Here is a 20,662-nt window from a genome sequence, read left to right on the forward strand (position 1 = left end):
CCGGGTTCAGGCCCCGGAAATCCGGGGCGGGCTTCCGCTCCGCCGTGCCCGGAAGTACCGGGCCCAGTAGAACGCGGCCGCGAGCACCCCGCCGACCGGCCACACGAACCGGAGCGCTTGCCGCCACCCGGTCGCTTCCCAGCCGAGGGCGAGCACCACGGCGGCGACCGTGAACACGCTCCACAACACCGCCAGGCCCAACGCCACCTTGGCCGGCATCCGGCCTTTCGTCCCCTCGGTCACGCCGGAGGGATACCCAGCGGGTCAGACCTCGAAGCGGTACCCCATCCCCGGTTCCGTGAGCAGGTGCCGGGGTCGCGACGGCTCCCGCTCCAGCTTGCGCCGCAGCTGGGCCAGGTACACCCGCAGGTAGTGGGACTCCGTCTCGTACGACGGGCCCCACACCTCGTGCAGGAGCTGCTTCTGCGCCACCAGCCGGCCGCGGTTGCGGACCAGCAGCTCCAGCACGCCCCACTCCGTCTTCGTCAGGTGGACTTCCACGCCGTCGTGGCGGCGGACCTTCTTCGCCGCCAGGTCGACGCTGAACGACGCCGTGTCCACCACCGCGTCCGCGCCGTCCGCGCCCGCCACCGCGGACCGACGGACCGCCGCGCGCAGGCGGGCCAGCAGCTCGTCCATGCCGAACGGCTTGGTCACGTAGTCGTCGGCGCCCGCGTCGAGGGCCTCGACCTTGTCCGCGGAGTCGCCGCGGGCGGACAGCACGATGATCGGGACCGTCGTCCAGCCGCGCAGGCCCGCGATCACCTCGGTGCCGTCCAGGTCCGGCAGGCCGAGGTCCAGCACGACCACGTCCGGCTTGGTCTCGGCGACCGCCTTCAACGCGGCCGTGCCGTCGTGCGCGGTGATCACCTTGTAGCCGCGGGCGGTCAGGTTGATCCGCAGCGCCCGCACGATCTGCGGCTCGTCGTCCACCACCAGCACGGTGGCCCCCGGGTCGCTCATCGCACCCCCTCCTCTTCGTACTCCACACTGAACGCGGGCAGCGACACCACGACCGTCAGCCCGCCGCCCGGGGTGTCCTCGGCGCGGATCGTGCCACCCATCGCCTCGGTGAACCCCTTCGCCACCGACAGCCCGAGCCCGACGCCCGGCGTCGTGTCCCGGTCGCCGCCGAGCCGCTGGAACGGCGCGAACGCCGAGTCCGCGGCGCCCTTGCGCAGGCCCTTGCCGTGGTCGACGATCCGCAGCTCGACTTGGCCGGAGTGCGCGCTGGCCCGGGCCGACACCGGGGCGCCGCCGTGGCGCAGGGCGTTGTCCAGGACGTTCGCCACCACCCGTTCCAGCAGGCCGGGGTCGGCCAGCACCGACGGGAGCTCGTCGTCGATCGCCACCACCACGTCGTCCGAGTTGTCCACATTGGACAAGGCGTGCGCGACGACCTCGTCGTAGCCGACGGGGCGCAGGTGCGGGCGGACCGCCCCGGTGGCCAGCCGCGAGGAGTCGAGGAGGTTGTCGATCAGCCCGGCGAGCCGGTCGGCGGACAGCTCGATGGCCTCCATCAGCTCCGCGGTGTCCTCTTCGGACAGATCCAGGTCCGCGGCACGCAGGCTGCCGATCGACGCCTTGATCGACGTCAGCGGCGTCCGCAGGTCGTGCCCGACGGCCGAGAGCAGCGTCGTGCGCAGCTCGGTCGCCTCGGCCTTGCGCTCGGCGCGCGCCGCCGCGGCCGCGGCCCGCTGCTGTCGCAGGGCCAGGAACGCCTGCCCCGCCACGGCTTCCAGGACCCGCCGGTCCGCCGCCGGCAACGCCCGGCCGCTCAGGGTCAGGTGGACGTCGGCGGTGACGGCGATGTCGGCGTCCGCCTCGTCCGGGTCGGCGCACGGGTGTTCCCCCACGGTCGCCACGCACTGCCACACCCCGTCCTGCTTCTCCAGCAGCGTCACCGACGTCAGCGCGAAGTTCTCGCGGACCTTCGCCAGCAGCCGCTCGATCGGGTTCGCGTGGGTGAGCACGGTCCGGGCGTAGGAGGCCAGCAGCGCCGCCTCGGTCCGGGCTCGCGCGGCCTGCGCGGCCCGGCGCGCGGCCTGGTCGACGACCAGCGCGACCAGCACCGCGACCACGACCATCGCGATCAGCGTCACCAGGTTCTGCGGGGTGTGCACGTTGAGCGTGTACAGCGGCGGTGTGAAGAAGAAGTTGAGCAGCCCGGCGCCGAGCACGGCCGCGACCAGCGCCGGGCCGAGGCCGCCGACCAGGGCGACGACGACCGTGGCGAGGACGTAGGCGATGACGTCGGTGGCGAAGTCCAGCCCGCTCGGGACGAAGACGCCGACGAGGGTGACCAGCACCGGCAGCACGATGCCCAGCACCCAGCCGGTGACCAGCCGCGAGAGCCCCAGCGGGCTCGCGATCAACCCGGTCCGCAGCCGCCCGCCGGCCTCGGAGTGGGTGACCATGTGCACGTCGATCGGCCCCGACCGGCGGACCACCGCGGCGCCGATGCCCTCGTCGAACAGCCGCGCCACCCGGGACCGCCGCGAGGTGCCGAGCACCAGCTGGGTCGCGTTGACCCCGCGGGCGAAGTCCAGCAGGGCACCCGGGACGTCGTCGCCGACGACCGTGTGGAACGTCGCGCCCACCTCTTCGGCGAGCTTGCGGTAGCGGGCCATCGCGGCCGGGCTGATCCCGGCCAGGCCGTCGCCGCGCAGGATGTGCACCACCTGCAGTTCGGCGCCGGCGCGGGTGGCGATCCGGCTGGCCCGGCGGATGAGCGTCTCGCTTTCCGGGCCGCCGGTGATCGAGGCGACCACGCGTTCGCGCGCCTCCCACGTGTCGGTGATCCGCTGCTCGGCGCGGTAGCGCTGCAGGGCGACGTCGACCTGGTCGGCCACCCACAGCAGCGCCAGTTCGCGGAGCGCGGTGAGGTTGCCGGGCCGGAAGTAGTTGCCGAGCGCGGCGTCGATCCGCTCGGCCGGGTAGACGTTGCCGTGCGCGAGGCGGCGGCGCAGCGCCTCGGGCGTGATGTCGACCAGCTCCAGCTGCTCGGCGCGGCGGACGACCTCGTCCGGCACGGTCTCCTGCTGGGTGACGCCGGTGATCCGCTCGACGACGTCGTTGAGGCTCTGCAGGTGCTGCACGTTGACCGTGGAAAGCACGTCGATGCCGGCGTCGAGGAGCTCTTCGACGTCCTGCCAGCGCTTGGCGTTGCGCGACCCCGGCACGTTGGTGTGCGCGAGCTCGTCGACGACGGCGACCTCGGGCGCGCGGGCGAGGACGGCGTCGACGTCCATCTCGTCGAACACGCGGCCGCGGTGCTCGGCGTGCCGCCGCGGAACGGTTTCGAGGCCCTCGAGCAGTGCCGCGGTCTTCTCGCGGCCGTGCGTCTCCACCAGGCCGATGACGACGTCGGTGCCGCGGTCGAGGCGCCGCCGCGCTTCGCCGAGCATGGCGAAGGTCTTGCCGACGCCCGGAGCCGCGCCGAGGTAGATCCTCAGCTCTCCCCGGCGCGGCCTGTTCTCCGTGGTCACGGTGTCAGTGTGCCCCTCCGGCCGCCGCGCGCACGGCCAAGTTGAGCGGGAGCACATCCACTCCGGGGACACCGATCCCGGCCCCGCTCGTGTTCTGCTCGATCAGCTGCTTCACCCGGTCGAGGGGCAGCCCGGTGTTCCGCGCGACCCGCGGTGCCTGGAGGTCGGCGTAGGCGACGCTGATCGCCGGGTCGAGGCCCGAGCCGGACGCCGTCACCGCGTCCGGCGGTACCTGAGCGGGTGACACGCCCTCACGCTTCGCGATGGCGTCCTTGCGCTCGCCGATGGTCTTCACGAGGTCCTCGTTGTACGGACCCTTGTTGGACGCGCCGGACGGCATCTCGGGCGTGACCACCGAGGGCCGGGTGTGGAACCATGGGTCGTGCGCCGGGTCGGCGGGCACCGGGTCGACGCCGATGAGCGACGAGCCGACGGCCTGGCCGTTCTGCGTGACGATCGAGCCTTCGGCGTTGCCCTCCAGGCCTGGGATGCGGGCGATGGCCCAGACGGCCAGCGGGTAGAGGATGCCGAGCAGGACGGTCATGACGAGCAGGACGCGCAGCCCGGCCCAGGTCTGCTTGACGAGCGTGTTCACGAGATTCACCCGATTCCAGGGATGAGGCGGACGAGCAGGTCGATCAGCCAGATCCCGAGGAAGGGGCTGACGATCCCGCCGAGGCCGTAGACGAGCAGGTTGCGCCGCAGCAACGCCGAGGCCGACGACGGCTTGTACCGCACCCCTCGCAGGGCCAGCGGGATCAGCACGACGATGATCAGCGCGTTGAAGACGACCGCCGACAGGATCGCCGACTTCGGCGTGGCCAGGTGCATGATGTTCAGCCCGCCCAGCTGGGCGTAGATGCCGGTGAACATCGCGGGCAGGATGGCGAAGTACTTGGCCAGGTCGTTGGCGACGCTGAAGGTGGTCAGCGCGCCGCGGGTGATCAGCAGCTGCTTGCCGATCTCGACGATCTCGATCAGCTTCGTGGGGTCGCTGTCGAGGTCGACCATGTTCCCGGCTTCCTTGGCGGCCGAGGTGCCGGTGTTCATCGCGACGCCGACGTCAGCCTGGGCGAGCGCGGGGGCGTCGTTGGTGCCGTCGCCGGTCATCGCGACCAGCCGGCCGCCTTCCTGCTCCCGCTTGATGAGCGCCATCTTGTCCTCGGGCTTGGCTTCGGCGAGGAAGTCGTCGACGCCGGCGTCCGCGGCGATGGCCTTGGCGGTGAGCGGGTTGTCGCCGGTGATCATCACCGTTTTGATGCCCATCGAGCGCAGTTCTTCGAAGCGTTCCTTCATGCCCGGCTTGACGACGTCGGACAGCCGGATCACGCCGCGCACCACCGTGTCCTCGGCGACGACCAGCGGCGTACCACCCTGGGCGCTGATCTCGTCGACGACCCGCTCGGTCTCGTCGGGGAACTCGCCGCCGTTGTCGCGCACCCACGCCCGCACGGCGCTCGCCGCGCCCTTGCGGATCCGGCGGGTGCCGATGTCGATGCCGCTCATCCGGGTCTGGGCGGTGAAAGGGACGAACTCGCCGTGCTCGTCCTGCGCCGCGTGGTCCTCGGTGAGGTCGACGACGCTGCGGCCCTCGGGGGTCTCGTCGGCCAGGCTGGCCAGCCGGGCGGCCCGCGCGAGTTCGTCCGGGGTGGACGTGCCGACCGGGATCAGCTCGGTGGCGCGGCGGTTGCCGAAGGTGATCGTGCCGGTCTTGTCGAGCAGCAGCGTCGAGACGTCGCCCGCGGCCTCGACCGCGCGGCCGCTGGTCGCCAGGACGTTGCGCTGGACCAGGCGGTCCATGCCCGCGATGCCGATCGCGCTCAGCAGCGCGCCGATCGTCGTCGGGATCAGGCACACCAGCAGCGCGGTCAGCACGATGACCGACTGCTCGGAACCGGAGTACCGGGCCATCGGCTGCAGCGCGACGACGGCGAGCAGGAAGATGATCGTCAGCGTCGAGAGCAGGATGGTCAGCGCGATCTCGTTCGGCGTCTTCTGTCGGGAAGCGCCTTCCACCAAGGCGATCATACGGTCCACAAAGGACTCGCCGGGCTTGGTGGTGATCTTCACGACGATCCGGTCGCTCAGCACGGTCGTGCCACCGGTGACGGCGCTCCGGTCGCCGCCGGATTCGCGGATGACCGGGGCCGACTCGCCGGTGATGGCCGACTCGTCGACGGTCGCGATGCCCTCGACGACGTCGCCGTCCCCCGGGATCACCTGGCCCGCCTCGACCACGACCAGGTCGCCGACCCGCAGCTCGACGCCGGGGACCTGTTCCTCGGAGCCGGACCCGGTGAGCCGGCGGGCGACGGTCTCCTTCTTCGACCGCCGCAGGGATTCCGCCTGGGCCTTGCCACGGCCTTCCGCGACGGCCTCGGCGAGGTTCGCGAAGAGGACCGTGAACCACAGCCAGACGGCGATCAGGATGGTGAACACGCTCGGGTCGGTGACGGCGAAGACCGTGGTGAGCGCCGAACCCACCCAGACCACGAACATCACCGGGTTGCCGAGCTGGTGCTTCGGGTTGAGCTTCCGGAACGCTTCCGGCAGCGACGTCCAGAGCTGGCGCGGGCTGAACACGCCGGCGCCGACCCGGCCCGGGGGTTCGGCGGGGGTCACCCGGGGTCGTTCTTCGGTGACGGTCATGCGAGTGCCTCCGCGATGGGCCCGAGCGCGAGCGCCGGGATGAACGTGAGGGCCGCGACGAGCACCACCGTGCCGGTGAGCAGGGTGGCGAACAGCGGCCCGGTGGTGGGCAGGGTGCCGGCGGTTTCCGGCACCCTGCGTTGCGCGGCCAGGGAGCCGGCCAGGCAGAGCACGGCGAGGATCGGCACGAACCGGCCGATCGCCATGGCGACGCCGAACGAGGACTGGAACCAGTCGCTCGTCGCGGTCAGGCCGCCGAACGCGCTGCCGTTGTTGTTGCCGGTCGAGGCGTAGCCGTAGAGAATCTCGGACAGCCCGTGCGCGCCGGTGTTGCCGAGCGCGCCCGCCGTTCCGGGCAGCAACAGGGCGATCCCGGAGCCGAGGAGCACGACGGTCGGCATCGCCAGCATGGCGATCGCGGCGCAGGTGACCTCGCGCTTGCCCAGCTTCTTGCCCAGGTACTCCGGCGTGCGCCCGACCATCAGCCCGGCCAGGAACATCGCGATGATGGCCAGCACGAGGATGCCGTAGAGGCCGGTGCCGACGCCGCCGGGCGAGATCTCGCCGTACAGCATGTTCAGCAGCGGTCCACCACCGCCGAGCCCCGAAAGACTGTCGTGGGCGCCGTTGACCGCGCCGGTCGACGTGCCGGTGGTGGTGTCGGCGAAGATCGACGTCAGGCCGATGCCGAACCGCTGTTCCTTGCCTTCCATGCTCGCGCCCGCGGCCAGCGCGGCCGGGTTGTTCGCCGTGGCCTCGGAGAACCAGATGAGCGCCAGGGAAGCCGCCCACAGCAGGCCCATCACGCTCAGCAGGACGTACCCCTGGCGGCGGTTGCCGACCAGCGTGCCGAACGCGCGGGTCAGGCTGACCGGGATGACCAGGATGAGGAACAGCTCGACGAGGTTCGTCCAGGCGTTCGGGTTTTCGAACGGGTGCGCGGAGTTGGCGTTGAGGATGCCACCGCCGTTCGTGCCCAGTTCCTTGATCGCCTCCTGGCTCGCGGCCGGAGCCAGCGCGACGGTGCTGCGGCTGCCGTCCGGGTTCGTCACGGCGACGCCGGCCTTGAGGCTCTGCACCACGCCGAGCGCGACCAAGACCAGGGCGAACACGAACGCCATCGGCAGCAGCACCCGGACCGTGCCGCGCGTCAGGTCGACCCAGAAGTTGCCGAGCCGGTCGGTCTTGGCCCGTACGAAGCCCCGCGTCACCGCGATCGCCACGGCCAGGCCGACGGCCGCCGACAGGAAGTTCTGCACGGTCAGCCCGGCCATCTGCACGAAGTGGCCCATGGTCGTCTCGGGGACGTAGGACTGCCAGTTCGTGTTGGTGACGAACGAGATCGCCGTGTTGAAGGCGACGCCGGGGCTCACCGAGCCGCGGCCGAGGTTCCACGGCAGCAGCGGCTGCAGGCGCTGCAGCAGGTAGAGCAGGACGACCGAGACGAACGAGAAGCCGAGCACGCCCGCGGCGTAGGTCGGCCACCGCTGCTCGGAGTCCGGGTTGACGCGGAAGAGCTTGTAGAGGCCCTTCTCGAGCTTCAGGTGCTTCTCGGTGGAGAAGACCCGCGCCAGGTAGTCGCCGAGCGGTTTGTAGACCACGGCGAGCGCGGCGAGGAGCAGGCCGAGCTGGATGAGCCCGGCCGTGGTGTCGGACATCAGAATTTCTCCGGCTTGATCAGCGCGACGAAGAGGTACACGAGCAGGCCCAGCGCCAGCAGCCCGCCGACGACGTTGGCCACGGTCCCGGCGCCGCTCACAGCTTCTCCAGCCCGCGCAGGGCCAGCGCGAGCACCACGAACACGCCGATCAGCAGGACGGCGTAGAGCAAGTCGGCCACAGGCACCTCTCAGGACGGGTCACCGGGTTCGGTGACCGGACGTCGTTCACTCTGCGGCTCCGGGACCTCGGCACGACCCGCGGCTGATGGCGCCTTGACGCGTTCCTGACACGCATTTACGCCGCGTTTATGGCTGGTGGCGGCCATCACGCAAACGTTTGCCGATTAATCACGGTATGCGGTTGGCCAGTGACTCGCGACACAACGCGTGACCGAACAGGTGCGGAACGTGCAATTCGGGCAGACAAGATCTACTGCCCGTGTTACACCTGTGTTACCGATAGTTGTATCGGCTAAGCAAAATCTTGGGAGAGGGGATCACCTATGTGCGGTATCGCCGGCTGGGTTTCCTACGACGCCGACCTCACCCGCCGCCAGGACGTCGTCGACGCGATGACCGCGACCATGTCCTGCCGCGGCCCGGACGACGAGGGCACCTGGGTGCGCCGGCACGTCGCGCTCGGCCACCGGCGGCTGGCCATCATCGACCTGCCCGGCGGCCGGCAGCCGATGTCGGTGTCCACGCCGAACGGCGACGTCGCGATGGTCTACAGCGGTGAGGCCTACAACTTCACCGAGCTGAAGGAAGAGCTGACCAAGCTCGGCCACAAGTGGGAGACCGACAGCGACACCGAAGTGGTGCTGCACGGCTACCTGCAGTGGGGCGACGCGGTCGTCGACCACCTCAACGGCATGTACGCCTTCGCGATCTGGGACGAGCGCGACGACCGGCTCGTCATGATCCGCGACCGGATGGGCATCAAGCCGTTCTACTACTACCCGACCCGCGACGGCGTCCTGTTCGGCTCCGAGCCGAAGGCCATCCTGGCCAACCCGCTGGCCAAGAAGGTCGTCGACCTCGACGGCTTCCGCGAGCTGGCCGGCTTCACCAAGCGGCCGGGCTGGTCGCTGTGGAAGGACATGGAAGAGGTCCAGCCGGGCACGATCGTCACCGTGTCCCGCGAAGGCATCAAGACGCGCACGTACTGGAAGCTGGACGCGAAGCAGCACACCGACGACCAGGAGACCACGGTCGCGCGCGTGCGCGAGCTGATGACCGACATCGTCAACCGCCAGCTCGTCGCCGACGTCCCCCGCTGCGTGCTGCTGTCGGGCGGCCTGGACTCCAGCGCGGTCACCGGTCTCGCGGCCGCGCGGCTGGCGGAGCAGGGCGAGCAGCTGCGGACGTTCTCCGTCGACTTCTTCGGCCAGGAAGAGAACTTCAAGCCGGACGAAATGCGCGACACGGCGGACTCGCCGTTCGTGCGGGACGTCGCTCAGCTGGTGAACTCCGCGCACGAGGACGTCATGCTCAACCCGGGCGACCTGACCGACCCCGAGGTCCGGCGCGCCGTGCTGCGGGCCCGGGACATCCCGGCCGGCCTCGGCGACATGGACACCTCGCTGTACCTGCTGTTCAAGGCGATCCGCGGCCAGTCGACGGTGGCCCTGTCGGGCGAGTCGGCCGACGAGGTGTTCGGCGGGTACCGCTGGTTCCACGACGAGAAGGCGGTCAACGCCGACACGTTCCCGTGGCTGGCGTTCCGGACGTCGATGATGGACGAGCGGGCGTCGCTGTACACGCCGGAGCTGGTGAAGAGCCTGGACGTCGAGTCGTACATCGCGGACCAGTACCAGACCGCGATCGCTTCGGTGGAGCACCTGGACGGCGAGTCTTCGCAGGAGGCGCGGATGCGGACCATCTGCAACCTGCACCTGACCCGGTTCGTGCGGATGCTGCTCGACCGCAAGGACCGCGCGTCGATGGCGGTGGGCCTGGAGGTCCGCGTGCCGTTCTGCGACCACCGGCTGGTCGAGTACGTGTACAACACGCCGTGGTCGCTGAAGACGTTCGACGGCCGCGAGAAGAGCCTCCTGCGGCACGCGACCAAGCACGTCCTGCCGGAGTCGGTGGCGCAGCGGGTGAAGAGCCCGTACCCGTCGACGCAGGACCCGGGTTACGCGGCGGCGTTGCAGCAGCAGGTCAAGGAGGTGCTGGCCGAGCCGAAGCACGAGGTGTTCGGCCTGGTGGACCGCGCCTGGGCGCACCGGGCGTCCGAAGTGGACCCGGCGACCATGGACCCGGCCATGCGCATCGGCCTGGACCGGGTGCTCGACCTGTACCACTGGATCGAGATGTACTCCCCGGAGCTGCAGCTCGGCTGACGCTCGCCACCGGCCGGTCGTGAGTGGGAAGGCGGGTTGGAACCCGCCTTCCCACTCACGACCTGAGCCGGAGTTCCGCGGCGACCTCGTCCCCTTCGGTGGTGAACGCAGCGCCCGTCCCGGCCAGCAGGGCCCGGGCGCCGTGGTTGCCTACCGTCGTCGAGGCTACGAACTTCGCCGCGCCGGACGCCCGGGCCTCGGCCAGCAGCAGCCGGGTGACCTCGCGGCCGATCCCGTGGCCGCGGACCGCACGGCTCAGCCAGAGGCCCGCTTCCACCGCGTCGCCGTGGTGCTCCAGCCGGGCGGCACCCACCGCGGCACCGTCCACGTCGACCACCCAGGTGCGTTCCACCGCGGTGGCGGGGTCCAGGGACCGGCCGCGGTGGAACGCCAGGAACGCCGAGCGGCGCGCGGGGGTCCAGCCGGGGACGTCGTCGACCGGGGGCATGACCTCCAGGGGGTCGGCTCCGGCGACGGCGGCGTCGAGCAGCCGCGCGAGGGCGGGCTCGTCGAGCGGGGTCAAGGTGATCACTCCCCAAGCCTGCCCGGGCGCGCCACCGGATTTCAGCGGCGGATCTCCGTCAGCTCCACCGGACGCCGTTCGCGGCGCGACACCTCGCACGCCTCCGCGATGTAGAACGCCTCCAGGGCATCAGCCGCCCCGCACGGCGAGGGGGCCCGGCCCGCGACGACGTCCAGGAACGCGCGCAGCTCGGTCGTGTACGCCGGCCGGAAGCGCTCCATGAACCCCGGGTACGCCGGCCCCGGCAGCGGGGCCACGCCCGGCTCCACCGACCGCAGCGGCGCCCGGTCGTCCAGGCCGACCACGACACCCGACACCGAGCCCAGCACGTCGAGGCGGACGTCGTACCCCGCGCCGTTGTAACGGGTCATCGACACCGTGGCGAGGGTTCCGTCGTCCAGGGTCAGCGTCGCCGCCGCCGTGTCCACGTCGCCCGCGTCGCGGAAGAACTGCTCGCCGCGGTTCGCGCCGATGGCGTACACCTCTTCGACTTCGCGGCCGCTCACCCAGCGGATGATGTCGAAGTCGTGGACGCCGCAGTCGCGGAACAGCCCGCCCGAGTGGGCCACGTACTCCGCCGGCGGGGGCGCCGGGTCGAACGTCGTCGCGCGCAGCGTGTGCAGCCAGCCCAGCTCGCCCGACGCGACCGCCGCCCTCGCTGCCGCGTAGCCCGCGTCGAAGCGGCGCTGGAAGCCGATCTGGACCCCGACGTCCGACGCGCCGATCCGGTCGATCACCGCCAGCGTGCCCGGGATGTCCGCGGCCACCGGCTTCTCGCAGAACACCGGGATGCCCGCGTCGACCGCCGCGATGATCAGGCCGGGGTGCGCGTCCGTGGCCGCGGTGACGACCAGGCCGTCGAGGCCCGCGGCGAACAGCTCGTCGAGCGCCACCGTTTCGACGCCGAGCTTCGCGGCGGCCGACTGGGCCCGCGCCGGGTCGACGTCGGCCACGACGACCGACTCGACCTCCTCGAAGCCCTTCAGCGTCTCCGCGTGCGCGGTGCCGATCCGGCCGGTGCCCGCCAGTCCCAACCTCATCGTGGTGTTCCTCCTGTCGTCTCGGCGGTGGTCGCCCGGACCACCAGTGACGGGTGCAGCAGGTGCCGGACCGGCTCCGTGCGCTCCCCGCGGATGCGTTCGGCCAGCGCCTCGAAGGCCAGCCGGCCCATCTCGGTGCGTGGCTGGTCCACTGTGGTCAGTGAGAGGTGCCGCAGCGCGGCCAGCGACGTGTTGTCGTAGCCGACGACCGAGACGTCCTCGGGCACGCGCAACCCGGCCTCTTCCAAGGCCGAAATCGCGCCCACGGCGTTGAAGTCGTTGCCCGCCACCAGCCCGGTCGGCAGGTCGGCGCGCGAGTACGTCGCCAGCAGCTCCCGCACCGACTTCTCGCCGCCGGTGTCGGTGTGCTCGCTGCGCACCACGATCGGCTCGAGGCCGTGCCGCCGCATCGCCGCCTGGAACCCGCGCCGGCGCTGCGCCGCACCCGCCGCTCCCCCGCCGTCGAGGTGCGCGATGCGCCGGTGCCCGAGGCCGACGAGGTGGTCGACGGCCAGCCCGGACCCCGCTTCGCCGTCGTCGTTCACCGTGTCCACTGTGGACGATCGGATCGTCCGGGAGACGAGCACGACCGGGCACTGCTTGGCCGCGACCTGGATCGACGCCGCCGGCACGACCGGGGAAAGCAGGATGATCCCCGCCGGACGGAAGGAAAGCAGGTTGTGCAGGGCGTTCCACTCGCGGGTGGGACTGCGGCCGCCCGTGTTGAGGATGAGGTCGAAGCCTGCGGCCTGCGCGGCCGCGTCGAGCCCCTCGACGACGTCGGCGAAGAACGCGTTGCGCAGGTCGTTGACCATCACGCCGAGCACGGTCGACGTCCGGCTGGCCAGGGACCGTGCCATCACGTGCGGCTGGTAGCCGAGTTCCTCGGCCGCGCGCAGCACCGCCGCGCGCCGGACCTCGGAGACCTTCGGTGAATTGTTCATCACCAGGGAGACCAGCGCGCGGGAAACTCCCGCCCGTTCGGCGACGTCCTCCATGGTCGGACGCACCATGCGCACCTCCCCTGATCTCGGAAAACTCGGCCTTGACTTGCTGTGACGGACGCTACAAGATTGGAGCGCTCTAATCAATAGAGCGCTCCAACGGACCAACGGAGGCCCCTTGTGACAGCGACGATCCGCGTGGCCGCCGCCCCGATCTCCTGGGGTGTCTGCGAAGTCCCCGGCTGGGGCCGGGTGCTGGACGCGGCCACCGTGCTCGGCGAGATGGCGGCCCTCGGCGTCCAGGCCACCGAGCTGGGCCCGCCCGGGTACCTCCCCCGCGAGCCCGCCGCCCTGCGGGAGCTGCTCGCCGGGTACGGCCTGACGCTCGTCGGCGGGTTCCTCGCCGTCGTCCTCCACGGAAACCAGGAGAACGCCCTGAAGGAGGCCGAAGAGTCCGCCGCGCTCTTCGCCGCCTGCGGGGGTGACGTCCTCGTCCTCGCCGCCGCGACCGGCCTCGACGGCTACGACGACCGACCGCAGCTGACCGACACCGAATGGGCGACCCTCGTCGACACCGCGGGCCGGATCCGGGACGTCGCCGCCGCCCACGGCCTGCGCACGGTGCTGCACCCGCACGTCGGGACGCACGTGGAGCAGCAGGCCGAGGTCGAGCGCTTCCTCGCCGATTCCGATCTCGGGTTGTGCCTCGACACCGGACACCTGATGATCGGCGGGACGGATCCGGTGGAGCTGGCGAAGCGGTATCCAGAACGGGTGGGGCACGTGCATCTCAAGGACGTCCGGGAAGACCTGGCGGCCGAGGTCCGCGCGGGCCGGCTGGCCTACACCGACGCGGTCGGGCGGGGCATGTACACCCCGCTCGGCGAGGGCGACGTGGACGTGGCGGCGATGGTGCGCTCCGTCCAGGCCGCCGGCTACGACGGCTGGTACGTCCTCGAACAGGACACCGCCCTCGGCGACTCGAGCCCCGACGACCTGCCCCGGCGGGACACCGGACGCAGCCTGGCCCACCTCGCGAAGATCACCGACTCCCTCTGAACCTGGTCCCAAAGGAGTGACTGTGTTTTCTCTGAAGAAGCTGGCCGGCGTGGCGGCGATCGCCGCCGCCGGTCTCGTCCTGTCCGCCTGCAGCGGCCCCACCGCCGACAATTCCAGCAGCAGCACCAGCGGCAGCCCGTCGGCCGCCGCGCCGAGCACGGGCGGCCCGCTGAAGGTCGCCGTGGTCACCCACGGCAGCGCCGGCGACGCCTTCTGGAACGTCGTGAAGAACGGCGCCGAGCAGGCGGGCAAGGACCTGAACGTCGGCGTCGACTACTTCTCCGACGGCGACCCGGGCAACCAGGCGCGGCTGATCGACAACGCGGTCGCGCAGAAGGTCGGCGGCCTGGTCGTCTCGATGGCGAACCCGCAGGCCCTGCAGACGTCGATCCAGAACGCGGTGAAGGCCGGCATCCCGGTCATCACCATCAACTCCGGCGAGGACTTCAGCGCCCAGTTCGGCGCGATCGCGCACGTCGGCCAGAGCGAGGGCCTCGCGGGCCAGGGCGCGGGCCAGCGGCTCAAGGCGGCGGGCAAGACGAAGCTGCTGTGCGTCATCCACGAGGCCGGCAACATCGGCCAGAACCAGCGGTGCGACGGCGCGAAGCAGACCTTCGGCAACGTCACCACGCTGCAGGTCGACATCTCCAACCCGACCGACGCGCAGGCCCGCATCCGCGGCGCCCTGCAGTCCGACCCGTCGATCGACGCCGTGCTGGCGCTGAACTCCCAGGTCGCGGCCCGCGCCGTCGCCGCCGCGAAGGAAGCGAGCTCCAAGGCCCAGGTGGCCACCTTCGACCTGAACGCCGACGTCGTCGCGGCCATCAAGGACGGCAGCATCCTCTTCGCCGTCGACCAGCAGCAGTACGAGCAGGGCTACCTGCCGATCGTGTTCCTCAAGCTGTACAAGGAGAACGGCAACACCATCGGCGGCGGCAAGCCCGTCCAGACCGGCCCGGGCTTCGTCGACAAGACCAACATCGACACCATCGCCCCGTACGCGCAGCGCGGCACGCGATGACCGCAGCGATCCAGGCACAACCCGACGAGCGCGTCGCCAAGAAAGGGCTGACCGACCGCCTGGTCGTCCGCCCCGAAATCGGCGCGCTCCTCGGAGCCGTGCTGGTCTTCGTCTTCTTCTCCGTGGTCACCGGCCAGTTCCTCAGCCCGCTGGGCGTGGCGACCTGGCTCGACGACTCCTCGACGCTGGGCATCATGGCCGTGGTGGTCGCGCTGCTCATGGTCGGCGGCGAGTTCGACCTCTCGGCCGGCGTGATGACGGCGTCGACGTCGCTGGTCACCGCGATCCTGGCGACGCAGGCGGGCTGGAACGTCTGGCTCGCGCTCCTGGCGTCGCTGGTCTTCGCGCTCGGCGTCGGCGCGTTCAACGGCTGGCTGGTGATGAAGACCGGGCTGCCCAGCTTCATCGTCACGCTGGGGTCGTTCCTCGCCCTGCAGGGGCTCAACCTCGGCGTGACGCGGCTGGTCACCAACACCGTCCAGGTCTCGGGTATGCGTTCGACCAGCGGGTACGAATCGGCCGGCGGGTTGTTCGCCTCGACGTTCGACATCGGGGGCACCGAGTTCCAGTCGTCGATCGTCTGGTGGATCGTCGTCACGGCGATCGCCGCGTGGCTGCTGGTGCGGACCCGGTTCGGCAACTGGATCTTCGCGGTGGGCGGGTCGCAGGTGTCGGCCCGCTCGGTCGGCGTTCCGGTGGTGCGCACGAAGATCCTGCTGTTCATGGGCACCGCGCTCGGCGCGTGGCTGGTCGGCTCGATCAACATCCTGCGCTTCGCCAGCGTCCAGGCGAACCAGGGCATCGGGCTGGAGTTCCAGTACATCATCGCCGCGGTGATCGGCGGCTGCCTGCTCACCGGCGGGTTCGGCTCGGCGGTGGGCGCGGCGATCGGCGCGCTGATCTTCGGCATGGCGCGGCAGGGCATCGTGTTCGCGCAGTGGAACAGCGACTGGTTCATGCTGTTCCTCGGCGTCATGCTGCTGGCCGCGGTCCTGGTCAACAACGCCTTCCGGCGCCGCGCGGAGAGGGTACGCCGATGAGCCTGCTCGAAGTTCGCGAGATCGGGAAGACCTACGGCAGCGTGATCGCGCTGCGCGATGTGTCCACTGTGGTCAACGCCGGCGAGGTCACCTGCGTGCTCGGCGACAACGGCGCCGGGAAGTCCACGCTGATCAAGATCCTGGCCGGCGTGCACCAGCACGACCGCGGCGAGTTCCTCGTCGAAGGCGAGCCGGTCCGGTTCTCGTCGCCGCGCGAGGCCCTCGATCACGGCATCGCGACCGTGTACCAGGACCTCGCCGTGGTGCCGCTGATGAGCGTCTGGCGAAACTTCTTCCTCGGCTCCGAGCCGACGACCGGGTTCGGGCCGTTCAAGATGCTCGACCGGAAGAAGGGCCGCGAGACGACCAAGAAGGCGTTGTCCGACATGGGCATCGACCTGCGGGACGTCGAGCAGCCGGTCGGGACGCTCTCGGGTGGTGAACGCCAGTGCGTCGCGATCGCGCGGGCGGTGTACTTCGGCGCGAAGGTGCTGATCCTCGACGAGCCGACGGCCGCGCTCGGTGTCAAGCAGGCCGGCGTGGTGCTGAAGTACGTCGCCCAGGCGCGGGACCGCGGGCTCGGCGTCGTGCTCATCACGCACAACCCGCACCACGCCTACCCGGTGGCCGACCGGTTCCTGCTGCTCAAGCGGGGTGCCGCGCTCGGGCACTACGAGAAGTCCGAGATCGACATCGGCGAGCTGACCCGGCAGATGGCGGGCGGTGCCGAACTGGAGGCCCTGGAACACGAGCTTCGGCAGGTGGAAAAGGCGTGACGCCCGCCGACGCACTCTTTCCCGCGGAGGCGGCATGACCATCGAGGCGTTGACGATCGGCCGGGTCGGGGTGGACCTCTACCCGGAGCAGAGCGGCGTTCCGCTGGCGGGGGTCCGCACGTTCGCCAAGTCGCTCGGCGGGACCGCGACCAACGTCGCGGTCGCCGCCGCGCGGCTCGGCCGGCGCACGGCGGTGCTCACCAAGGTCGGCCCGGACGGCTTCGGCGACTACGTCCGGCAGGCCCTCGACGGCTTCGGCGTCTCGCCGGACTTCGTGGGCACCTCGCCGGACCTGCAGACGCCGGTGGTGTTCTGCGAGCTGAACCCGCCCGCGGACCCGCCGCTGCTGTTCTACCGCTCCCCGATCGCCCCCGACCTCACGCTGACCGACGACGACGTGCCCTGGGACGTCGTCGAGTCGGTGCCGCTGCTGTGGGTGACCGGCACCGGTGTCTCCGTGGAACCCGCGCGGGCGACCCAGCGGAGGATCCTCGAAGCCCGCGGGCGGCGGGAGCACACCGTCCTGGACCTGGACTACCGGCCGATGTTCTGGCCGTCGGTGGAGCAGGCGCGGGCCGAGATCGGCGGGCTGCTCGACCACGTCACGGTCGCGGTCGGCAACCGGACCGAGGTGGAGGTCGCCGTCGGCACCGCGGACCCGGACACGGCCGCGGACCGGCTGCTCGAACGCGGTCTCCGGCTCGCGGTGATCAAGAAGGGCGCCGAAGGCGTGCTGGTGGCGACGCCGGACGGCCGCTGGACGGTGCCGCCGCAGCGCGTCGAGGTCGTCTGCGGCCTCGGTGCGGGTGACGGCTTCGGCGGCGCGCTGATCCACGGGCTGCTGTCGGGCTGGGACCCGGTGCGGATCGCGGAGTACGCGAACGCCGCGGGCGCGCTCGTCGCGTCCCGCCTGGCCTGCGCCGACGCCATGCCGACCGCCGGGGAGATCGAGGAGCTGGTGTGATCCTCACCGACGAGCGCTGGAGGGAGCTCCTGCACGTCCGCGCCACGAACCCGGGCGCGGTCCGGCAGGCGTACGCGACCCGCAGGCGGCGGTCCCGGCTGGTGTCCGACCAGGGCACGCTGTTTCTGGCCGCCGCCGACCAGGCGGCCGGGGAGGGCCGGCGGACGCTCCTGGAACGGCTGCTCGTCGCGCTGGCGAACCCGGCGGTCGACGGCGTCCTCGGCACCCCGGACATCGTCGAGGAGCTTCTGCTGCTCGGCGCACTGCACGACAAGGTCGTCTTCGGGGCGATGAACCCCGACGACGGGTTCACCGGCTACGACGCCCGGACGCTGGTCGACTGCGGGCTCGACGGCGGCGAGCTGCTGCTGCCGGGCCCCGCCCCGGCCCGGCAGGCCTGCGCCGACGCGGTCACCGAGCTGGCCGCGTACGGCCTGGTCGCCCTGATCGAGCTGCCGGAGGCCCTGGCGCCGTCGGTCACTCGCGCGTCCGCCCTCGGGACGACGTCGGCGCACACCTGGTTGAAGCTGCCGGCCACCGCGTCGCCCGCCGTCCTGGACGCCACGACGCTGCCGGTGCTGCTTGGCGGCCTGCCACCGGACCGGACGCTGTCGCACGGGGTCGTCCGCGGCCTGGTCATGAACCCTGCGGGAAATGTCGAAGCCGCCGCGAAAGCTCTGGAGGCCGCGAAGTGAGCAAGCTGCACCGTCCACTCGGGACACTGTCCGACGCCGCCGACCCGGTCCGGCTGACCCCGGACACCGCGGGGTGGCGGTACTCCGGCCTGCGCGTGCTCTCCCTGGCCCCCGGCGAGACGCGCGTCCTGCACACCGGCGAGTTCGAGGCCTTCGTGCTGCCGCTTTCGGGGTCGGCGACCGTCCGGGTGGACGGCGAGGTCTTCGCACTGCGCGGCCGCGACTCGGTCTTCACGCGGGTGACGGACTTCGCGTACGTCCCCCGGGACGCCGAAGTCGAGTTGTCGACAGAAGGCGGCCTGGAGGTCGCGCTGCCGATGGCGCGCTGCACCCGCCGTCTGTCCCCTGCGTATGGTCCCGCGGAGAACGTGCCGGTGGAGGTGCGCGGCGCCGGGCAGGCGACGCGGCAGGTGACCAACTTCGGCGTGCCCGGGGTGTGGGACCACGCCGACAAGCTGAACGCGTGCGAGCTGATCACGCCCGGCGGCAACTGGTCGTCCTACCCGCCGCACAAGCACGACGAAGCGACCGAGTGCGAGGTCGTCAACGAGGAGATCTACTACTTCCGCATCGCCGGCCGCGACGGCGTGACACCGTCCCGCGAAGGCTTCGGCCTGCACCGGACGTACACGAGCGACGGCGAGCTGGACGAGGACGTGGCGGTGCGCGACCACGACGTCTTCCTCATCCCGCGCGGCTACCACGGGCCGTGCGTGGCCGCGCCGGGTTACCCGATGTACTACCTGAACGTCCTGGCCGGGCCGGCCGACGAGCGGTCCATGGCGTTCTGCGACGACCCCGCGCACGGCTGGGTCCGCGACACCTGGGCGACGCAGGACCTCGACCCGCGGTGTCCCGTCACGACTCACGAAGGGCGTGTTCAGTGAAGCTGACGACGGCTCAGGCGCAGGTCCGCTGGATCCTCGCCCAGCGCTCGGAAACCCTCGACGGCCGCGAGGTCCCGCTGTTCCCCGGCGTGTTCGCGATCTTCGGGCACGGCAACGTCCTCGGCCTCGGCACCGCGCTGGAGGAACACCGCGGGGACCTCCCGGTCTGGCGCGGGCACACCGAGCAGGGCATGGCGCTGGCCGCGGTCGGGTACGCGAAGGCCACGCACCGGCGGCAGGTCGGGGTCGTGACGTCGTCGATCGGGCCGGGCGCGCTGAACATGGTCACCGCGGCCGGCGTCGCCCACGCGAACCGGCTGCCGGTGCTGCTGCTGCCGGGCGACACGTTCACCAACCGGGCGCCGGACCCGGTGCTGCAGCAGATCGAGCCGTTCGGCGACGCGACCGCGACGGTCAACGACGCCTTCCGCGCGGTCTCGCGCTACTTCGACCGGATCACCCGGCCCGAGCAGCTGCTCTCGACGTTGCCGCAGGTCGCCCGGGTGCTCACCGATCCGGCCGACGCCGGGCCGGTCACCCTGGCGCTGCCGCAGGACGTCCAGGCCGAGACGTACGACTTCCCGGACGCGCTGTTCGAGCCGGTCACGCACCGCCCGCTGCGCCCGCGCCCGGACCGGCGTGCGGTCACCGAGGCGGCCGGGGTCCTGCGTGCGTCCCACCGCCCGCTCCTGGTGCTCGGCGGCGGCGTCCGGTACTCCGGGGCCGGGCAGCGTGCGCTCGAGTTCGCCGAACGGCACGGGATCCCGCTGGTGGAGACGACGGCGGGCCGCACCCTGGTGCCGCACGAGCACCCGCTGCACGCCGGCCCGCTGGGCATCACCGGCTCGACGTCGGCGAACGTCGTCGCGGCGGCCGCCGACGTCGTGCTCGCGGTCGGCACGCGGCTGCAGGACTTCACGACGGCGTCCTGGACGGTCTTCTCCCCCGGCGTCCGGCTGGTGTCGCTCAACGCGGCCCGGTTCGACGCGGTGAAGCACGGTGCCCTGTCGGTGGTCGGGGACGCCGACGCGGGCCTGGCCGACCTCGCCGCCCAGCTGGAGAGCTGGCGGGTGGACTCGTCGTGGACGTCGCGGGCCGCGGCCGAACGCGCTTCCTGGGACGAGCACATCGACGCGCTGCGCTCCCCTTCGGGCGAGCTGCCGTCGTACGCGCAGGTGGTCGGCGTCGTGAACACGCTGTCGGAGGAGCACGACTACGTCATGACGGCGTCGGGCGGGCTGCCGGGCGAGCTGATCGGCGGCTGGCGCGGCTCCGGCGCGGTCTCGATGGACGTCGAGTACGGGTTCTCCTGCATGGGTTACGAGCTGTCCGGCGCGTGGGGTGCGGCGATCGCCCACCAGGGCCTGGTGACGACGCTGCTGGGTGACGGCTCGTACCTGATGCTGAACTCGGAACTGTTCTCGGCCGCGTTCGCGGGCCATCCGTTCGTCGCGGTGGTGTGCGACAACGACGGGTCCAGAATCTGGGCGAGAACCATCCCCACACGCTTTCGGCGGCCCTCGACCTCGGCGTGACGCTGCGGCTCGGCGGCGACCCCGCCGCGGCCAGGG

19 protein-coding genes are annotated in these 20,662 nt (G+C 71.4%); 9 read left to right on the plus strand and 10 right to left on the minus strand.

Annotation, left to right across the window (positions count from 1 at the left end):
• Positions 1-6: 6 nt before the first annotated feature.
• The 7 genes from ACWDN5_RS25655 to kdpF are packed head-to-tail and all read right to left on the minus strand — an operon-like array spanning position 7 to position 7,896.
• Positions 7-243, minus strand: a complete 237-nt coding sequence (locus tag ACWDN5_RS25655) for a hypothetical protein (RefSeq protein WP_449678035.1) — start codon at positions 241-243, stop codon at positions 7-9.
• Between the two features lie 21 nt (positions 244-264).
• The gene (locus ACWDN5_RS25660) at positions 265-963 is read right to left on the minus strand and encodes a response regulator (RefSeq protein ID WP_086837952.1); all 699 of its coding nucleotides are present in this window, start codon (positions 961-963) and stop codon (positions 265-267) included.
• Positions 960-3,488 (minus strand): sensor histidine kinase, encoded by a 2,529-nt coding sequence (locus ACWDN5_RS25665; protein ID WP_310974496.1) that lies wholly within the window; start codon positions 3,486-3,488, stop codon positions 960-962. Before ACWDN5_RS25665 ends, ACWDN5_RS25660 begins: the two co-directional genes overlap by 4 nt.
• Before the next feature lie 4 nt (positions 3,489-3,492).
• Complete coding sequence (locus ACWDN5_RS25670) at positions 3,493-4,083, minus strand: potassium-transporting ATPase subunit C (protein ID WP_449678036.1); 591 nt, start codon at positions 4,081-4,083, stop codon at positions 3,493-3,495.
• 5 nt (positions 4,084-4,088) lie between these two features.
• Positions 4,089-6,137, minus strand: a complete 2,049-nt coding sequence (gene kdpB, locus ACWDN5_RS25675) for a potassium-transporting ATPase subunit KdpB (protein WP_449678037.1) — start codon at positions 6,135-6,137, stop codon at positions 4,089-4,091.
• Positions 6,134-7,795, minus strand: coding sequence for a potassium-transporting ATPase subunit KdpA (gene kdpA, locus ACWDN5_RS25680; protein WP_449678038.1), 1,662 nt, complete (start codon positions 7,793-7,795; stop codon positions 6,134-6,136). Before kdpA ends, kdpB begins: the two co-directional genes overlap by 4 nt.
• On the minus strand, positions 7,795-7,896 hold the full coding sequence (gene kdpF / locus ACWDN5_RS25685; RefSeq protein WP_155545259.1) for a K(+)-transporting ATPase subunit F: 102 nt from the start codon (positions 7,894-7,896) through the stop codon (positions 7,795-7,797). The genes kdpA and kdpF overlap by 1 nt, the downstream gene beginning before the upstream one ends.
• 404 nt (positions 7,897-8,300) lie before the next feature.
• Between kdpF and asnB the strand changes: the two genes are divergently transcribed.
• A complete protein-coding gene (asnB, locus tag ACWDN5_RS25690) occupies positions 8,301-10,142 on the plus strand; it encodes an asparagine synthase (glutamine-hydrolyzing) (RefSeq protein ID WP_449678039.1) in 1,842 nt (613 codons plus the stop codon).
• Positions 10,143-10,197: 55 nt separating this feature from the next.
• Here the strand turns inward: asnB and ACWDN5_RS25695 are convergent, their stop codons facing one another.
• The 3 genes from ACWDN5_RS25695 to ACWDN5_RS25705 are packed head-to-tail and all read right to left on the minus strand — an operon-like array spanning position 10,198 to position 12,718.
• Positions 10,198-10,674: an N-acetyltransferase family protein gene (locus tag ACWDN5_RS25695; RefSeq protein ID WP_449678040.1), complete on the minus strand. Its 477-nt coding sequence runs from the start codon at positions 10,672-10,674 to the stop codon at positions 10,198-10,200.
• A 32-nt stretch (positions 10,675-10,706) separates the two neighbouring features.
• On the minus strand, positions 10,707-11,705 hold the full coding sequence (locus tag ACWDN5_RS25700) for a Gfo/Idh/MocA family protein (protein WP_310974502.1): 999 nt from the start codon (positions 11,703-11,705) through the stop codon (positions 10,707-10,709).
• Positions 11,702-12,718: a LacI family DNA-binding transcriptional regulator gene (locus ACWDN5_RS25705; protein WP_310974503.1), complete on the minus strand. Its 1,017-nt coding sequence runs from the start codon at positions 12,716-12,718 to the stop codon at positions 11,702-11,704. The genes ACWDN5_RS25700 and ACWDN5_RS25705 overlap by 4 nt, the downstream gene beginning before the upstream one ends.
• A gap of 111 nt (positions 12,719-12,829) precedes the next feature.
• Between ACWDN5_RS25705 and ACWDN5_RS25710 the strand changes: the two genes are divergently transcribed.
• From ACWDN5_RS25710 to ACWDN5_RS25745, 8 genes are read left to right on the plus strand one after another with little or no spacing between them, the layout of a single operon-like run.
• Positions 12,830-13,708 (plus strand): TIM barrel protein, encoded by an 879-nt coding sequence (locus tag ACWDN5_RS25710; RefSeq protein ID WP_449678041.1) that lies wholly within the window; start codon positions 12,830-12,832, stop codon positions 13,706-13,708.
• Positions 13,709-13,730: 22 nt separating this feature from the next.
• The gene (locus ACWDN5_RS25715) at positions 13,731-14,729 is read left to right on the plus strand and encodes a sugar ABC transporter substrate-binding protein (protein ID WP_449678042.1); all 999 of its coding nucleotides are present in this window, start codon (positions 13,731-13,733) and stop codon (positions 14,727-14,729) included.
• Complete coding sequence (locus tag ACWDN5_RS25720) at positions 14,726-15,769, plus strand: ABC transporter permease (RefSeq protein ID WP_449678043.1); 1,044 nt, start codon at positions 14,726-14,728, stop codon at positions 15,767-15,769. Before ACWDN5_RS25715 ends, ACWDN5_RS25720 begins: the two co-directional genes overlap by 4 nt.
• Positions 15,766-16,545 carry an ATP-binding cassette domain-containing protein gene (locus ACWDN5_RS25725; protein ID WP_449678044.1) on the plus strand — a complete coding sequence of 260 codons (780 nt, stop codon included), beginning with the start codon at positions 15,766-15,768 and terminating at the stop codon, positions 16,543-16,545. The genes ACWDN5_RS25720 and ACWDN5_RS25725 overlap by 4 nt, the downstream gene beginning before the upstream one ends.
• 34 nt (positions 16,546-16,579) lie before the next feature.
• Positions 16,580-17,509 (plus strand): 5-dehydro-2-deoxygluconokinase, encoded by a 930-nt coding sequence (gene iolC, locus ACWDN5_RS25730; RefSeq protein WP_449678045.1) that lies wholly within the window; start codon positions 16,580-16,582, stop codon positions 17,507-17,509.
• Positions 17,506-18,204 (plus strand): Cgl0159 family (beta/alpha)8-fold protein, encoded by a 699-nt coding sequence (locus ACWDN5_RS25735; RefSeq protein ID WP_449678046.1) that lies wholly within the window; start codon positions 17,506-17,508, stop codon positions 18,202-18,204. The genes iolC and ACWDN5_RS25735 overlap by 4 nt, the downstream gene beginning before the upstream one ends.
• Positions 18,201-19,091, plus strand: coding sequence for a 5-deoxy-glucuronate isomerase (gene iolB / locus ACWDN5_RS25740; protein WP_449678047.1), 891 nt, complete (start codon positions 18,201-18,203; stop codon positions 19,089-19,091). Before ACWDN5_RS25735 ends, iolB begins: the two co-directional genes overlap by 4 nt.
• Positions 19,088-20,626 (plus strand): thiamine pyrophosphate-binding protein, encoded by a 1,539-nt coding sequence (locus tag ACWDN5_RS25745; RefSeq protein WP_449678048.1) that lies wholly within the window; start codon positions 19,088-19,090, stop codon positions 20,624-20,626. The genes iolB and ACWDN5_RS25745 overlap by 4 nt, the downstream gene beginning before the upstream one ends.
• Positions 20,627-20,662 lie beyond the last annotated feature (36 nt).

The sequence above is a fragment of the Amycolatopsis sp. NPDC003731 genome (genome assembly GCF_053586895.1).

Excerpts from the sequence above, each read along its gene's own strand:
- ACWDN5_RS25700 (WP_310974502.1), bottom strand. The coding sequence starts at position 11,705 with ATGAGGTTGGGACTGGCGGGCACCGGCCGGATCGGCACCGCGCACGCG.
- ACWDN5_RS25660 (WP_086837952.1), bottom strand. The coding sequence starts at position 963 with ATGAGCGACCCGGGGGCCACCGTGCTGGTGGTGGACGACGAGCCGCAG.
- ACWDN5_RS25725 (WP_449678044.1), top strand. The coding sequence starts at position 15,766 with ATGAGCCTGCTCGAAGTTCGCGAGATCGGGAAGACCTACGGCAGCGTG.
- ACWDN5_RS25720 (WP_449678043.1), top strand. The coding sequence starts at position 14,726 with ATGACCGCAGCGATCCAGGCACAACCCGACGAGCGCGTCGCCAAGAAA.
- iolC (WP_449678045.1), top strand. The coding sequence starts at position 16,580 with ATGACCATCGAGGCGTTGACGATCGGCCGGGTCGGGGTGGACCTCTAC.
- ACWDN5_RS25705 (WP_310974503.1), bottom strand. The coding sequence starts at position 12,718 with ATGGTGCGTCCGACCATGGAGGACGTCGCCGAACGGGCGGGAGTTTCC.
- kdpA (WP_449678038.1), bottom strand. The coding sequence starts at position 7,795 with ATGTCCGACACCACGGCCGGGCTCATCCAGCTCGGCCTGCTCCTCGCC.
- kdpB (WP_449678037.1), bottom strand. The coding sequence starts at position 6,137 with ATGACCGTCACCGAAGAACGACCCCGGGTGACCCCCGCCGAACCCCCG.
- asnB (WP_449678039.1), top strand. The coding sequence starts at position 8,301 with ATGTGCGGTATCGCCGGCTGGGTTTCCTACGACGCCGACCTCACCCGC.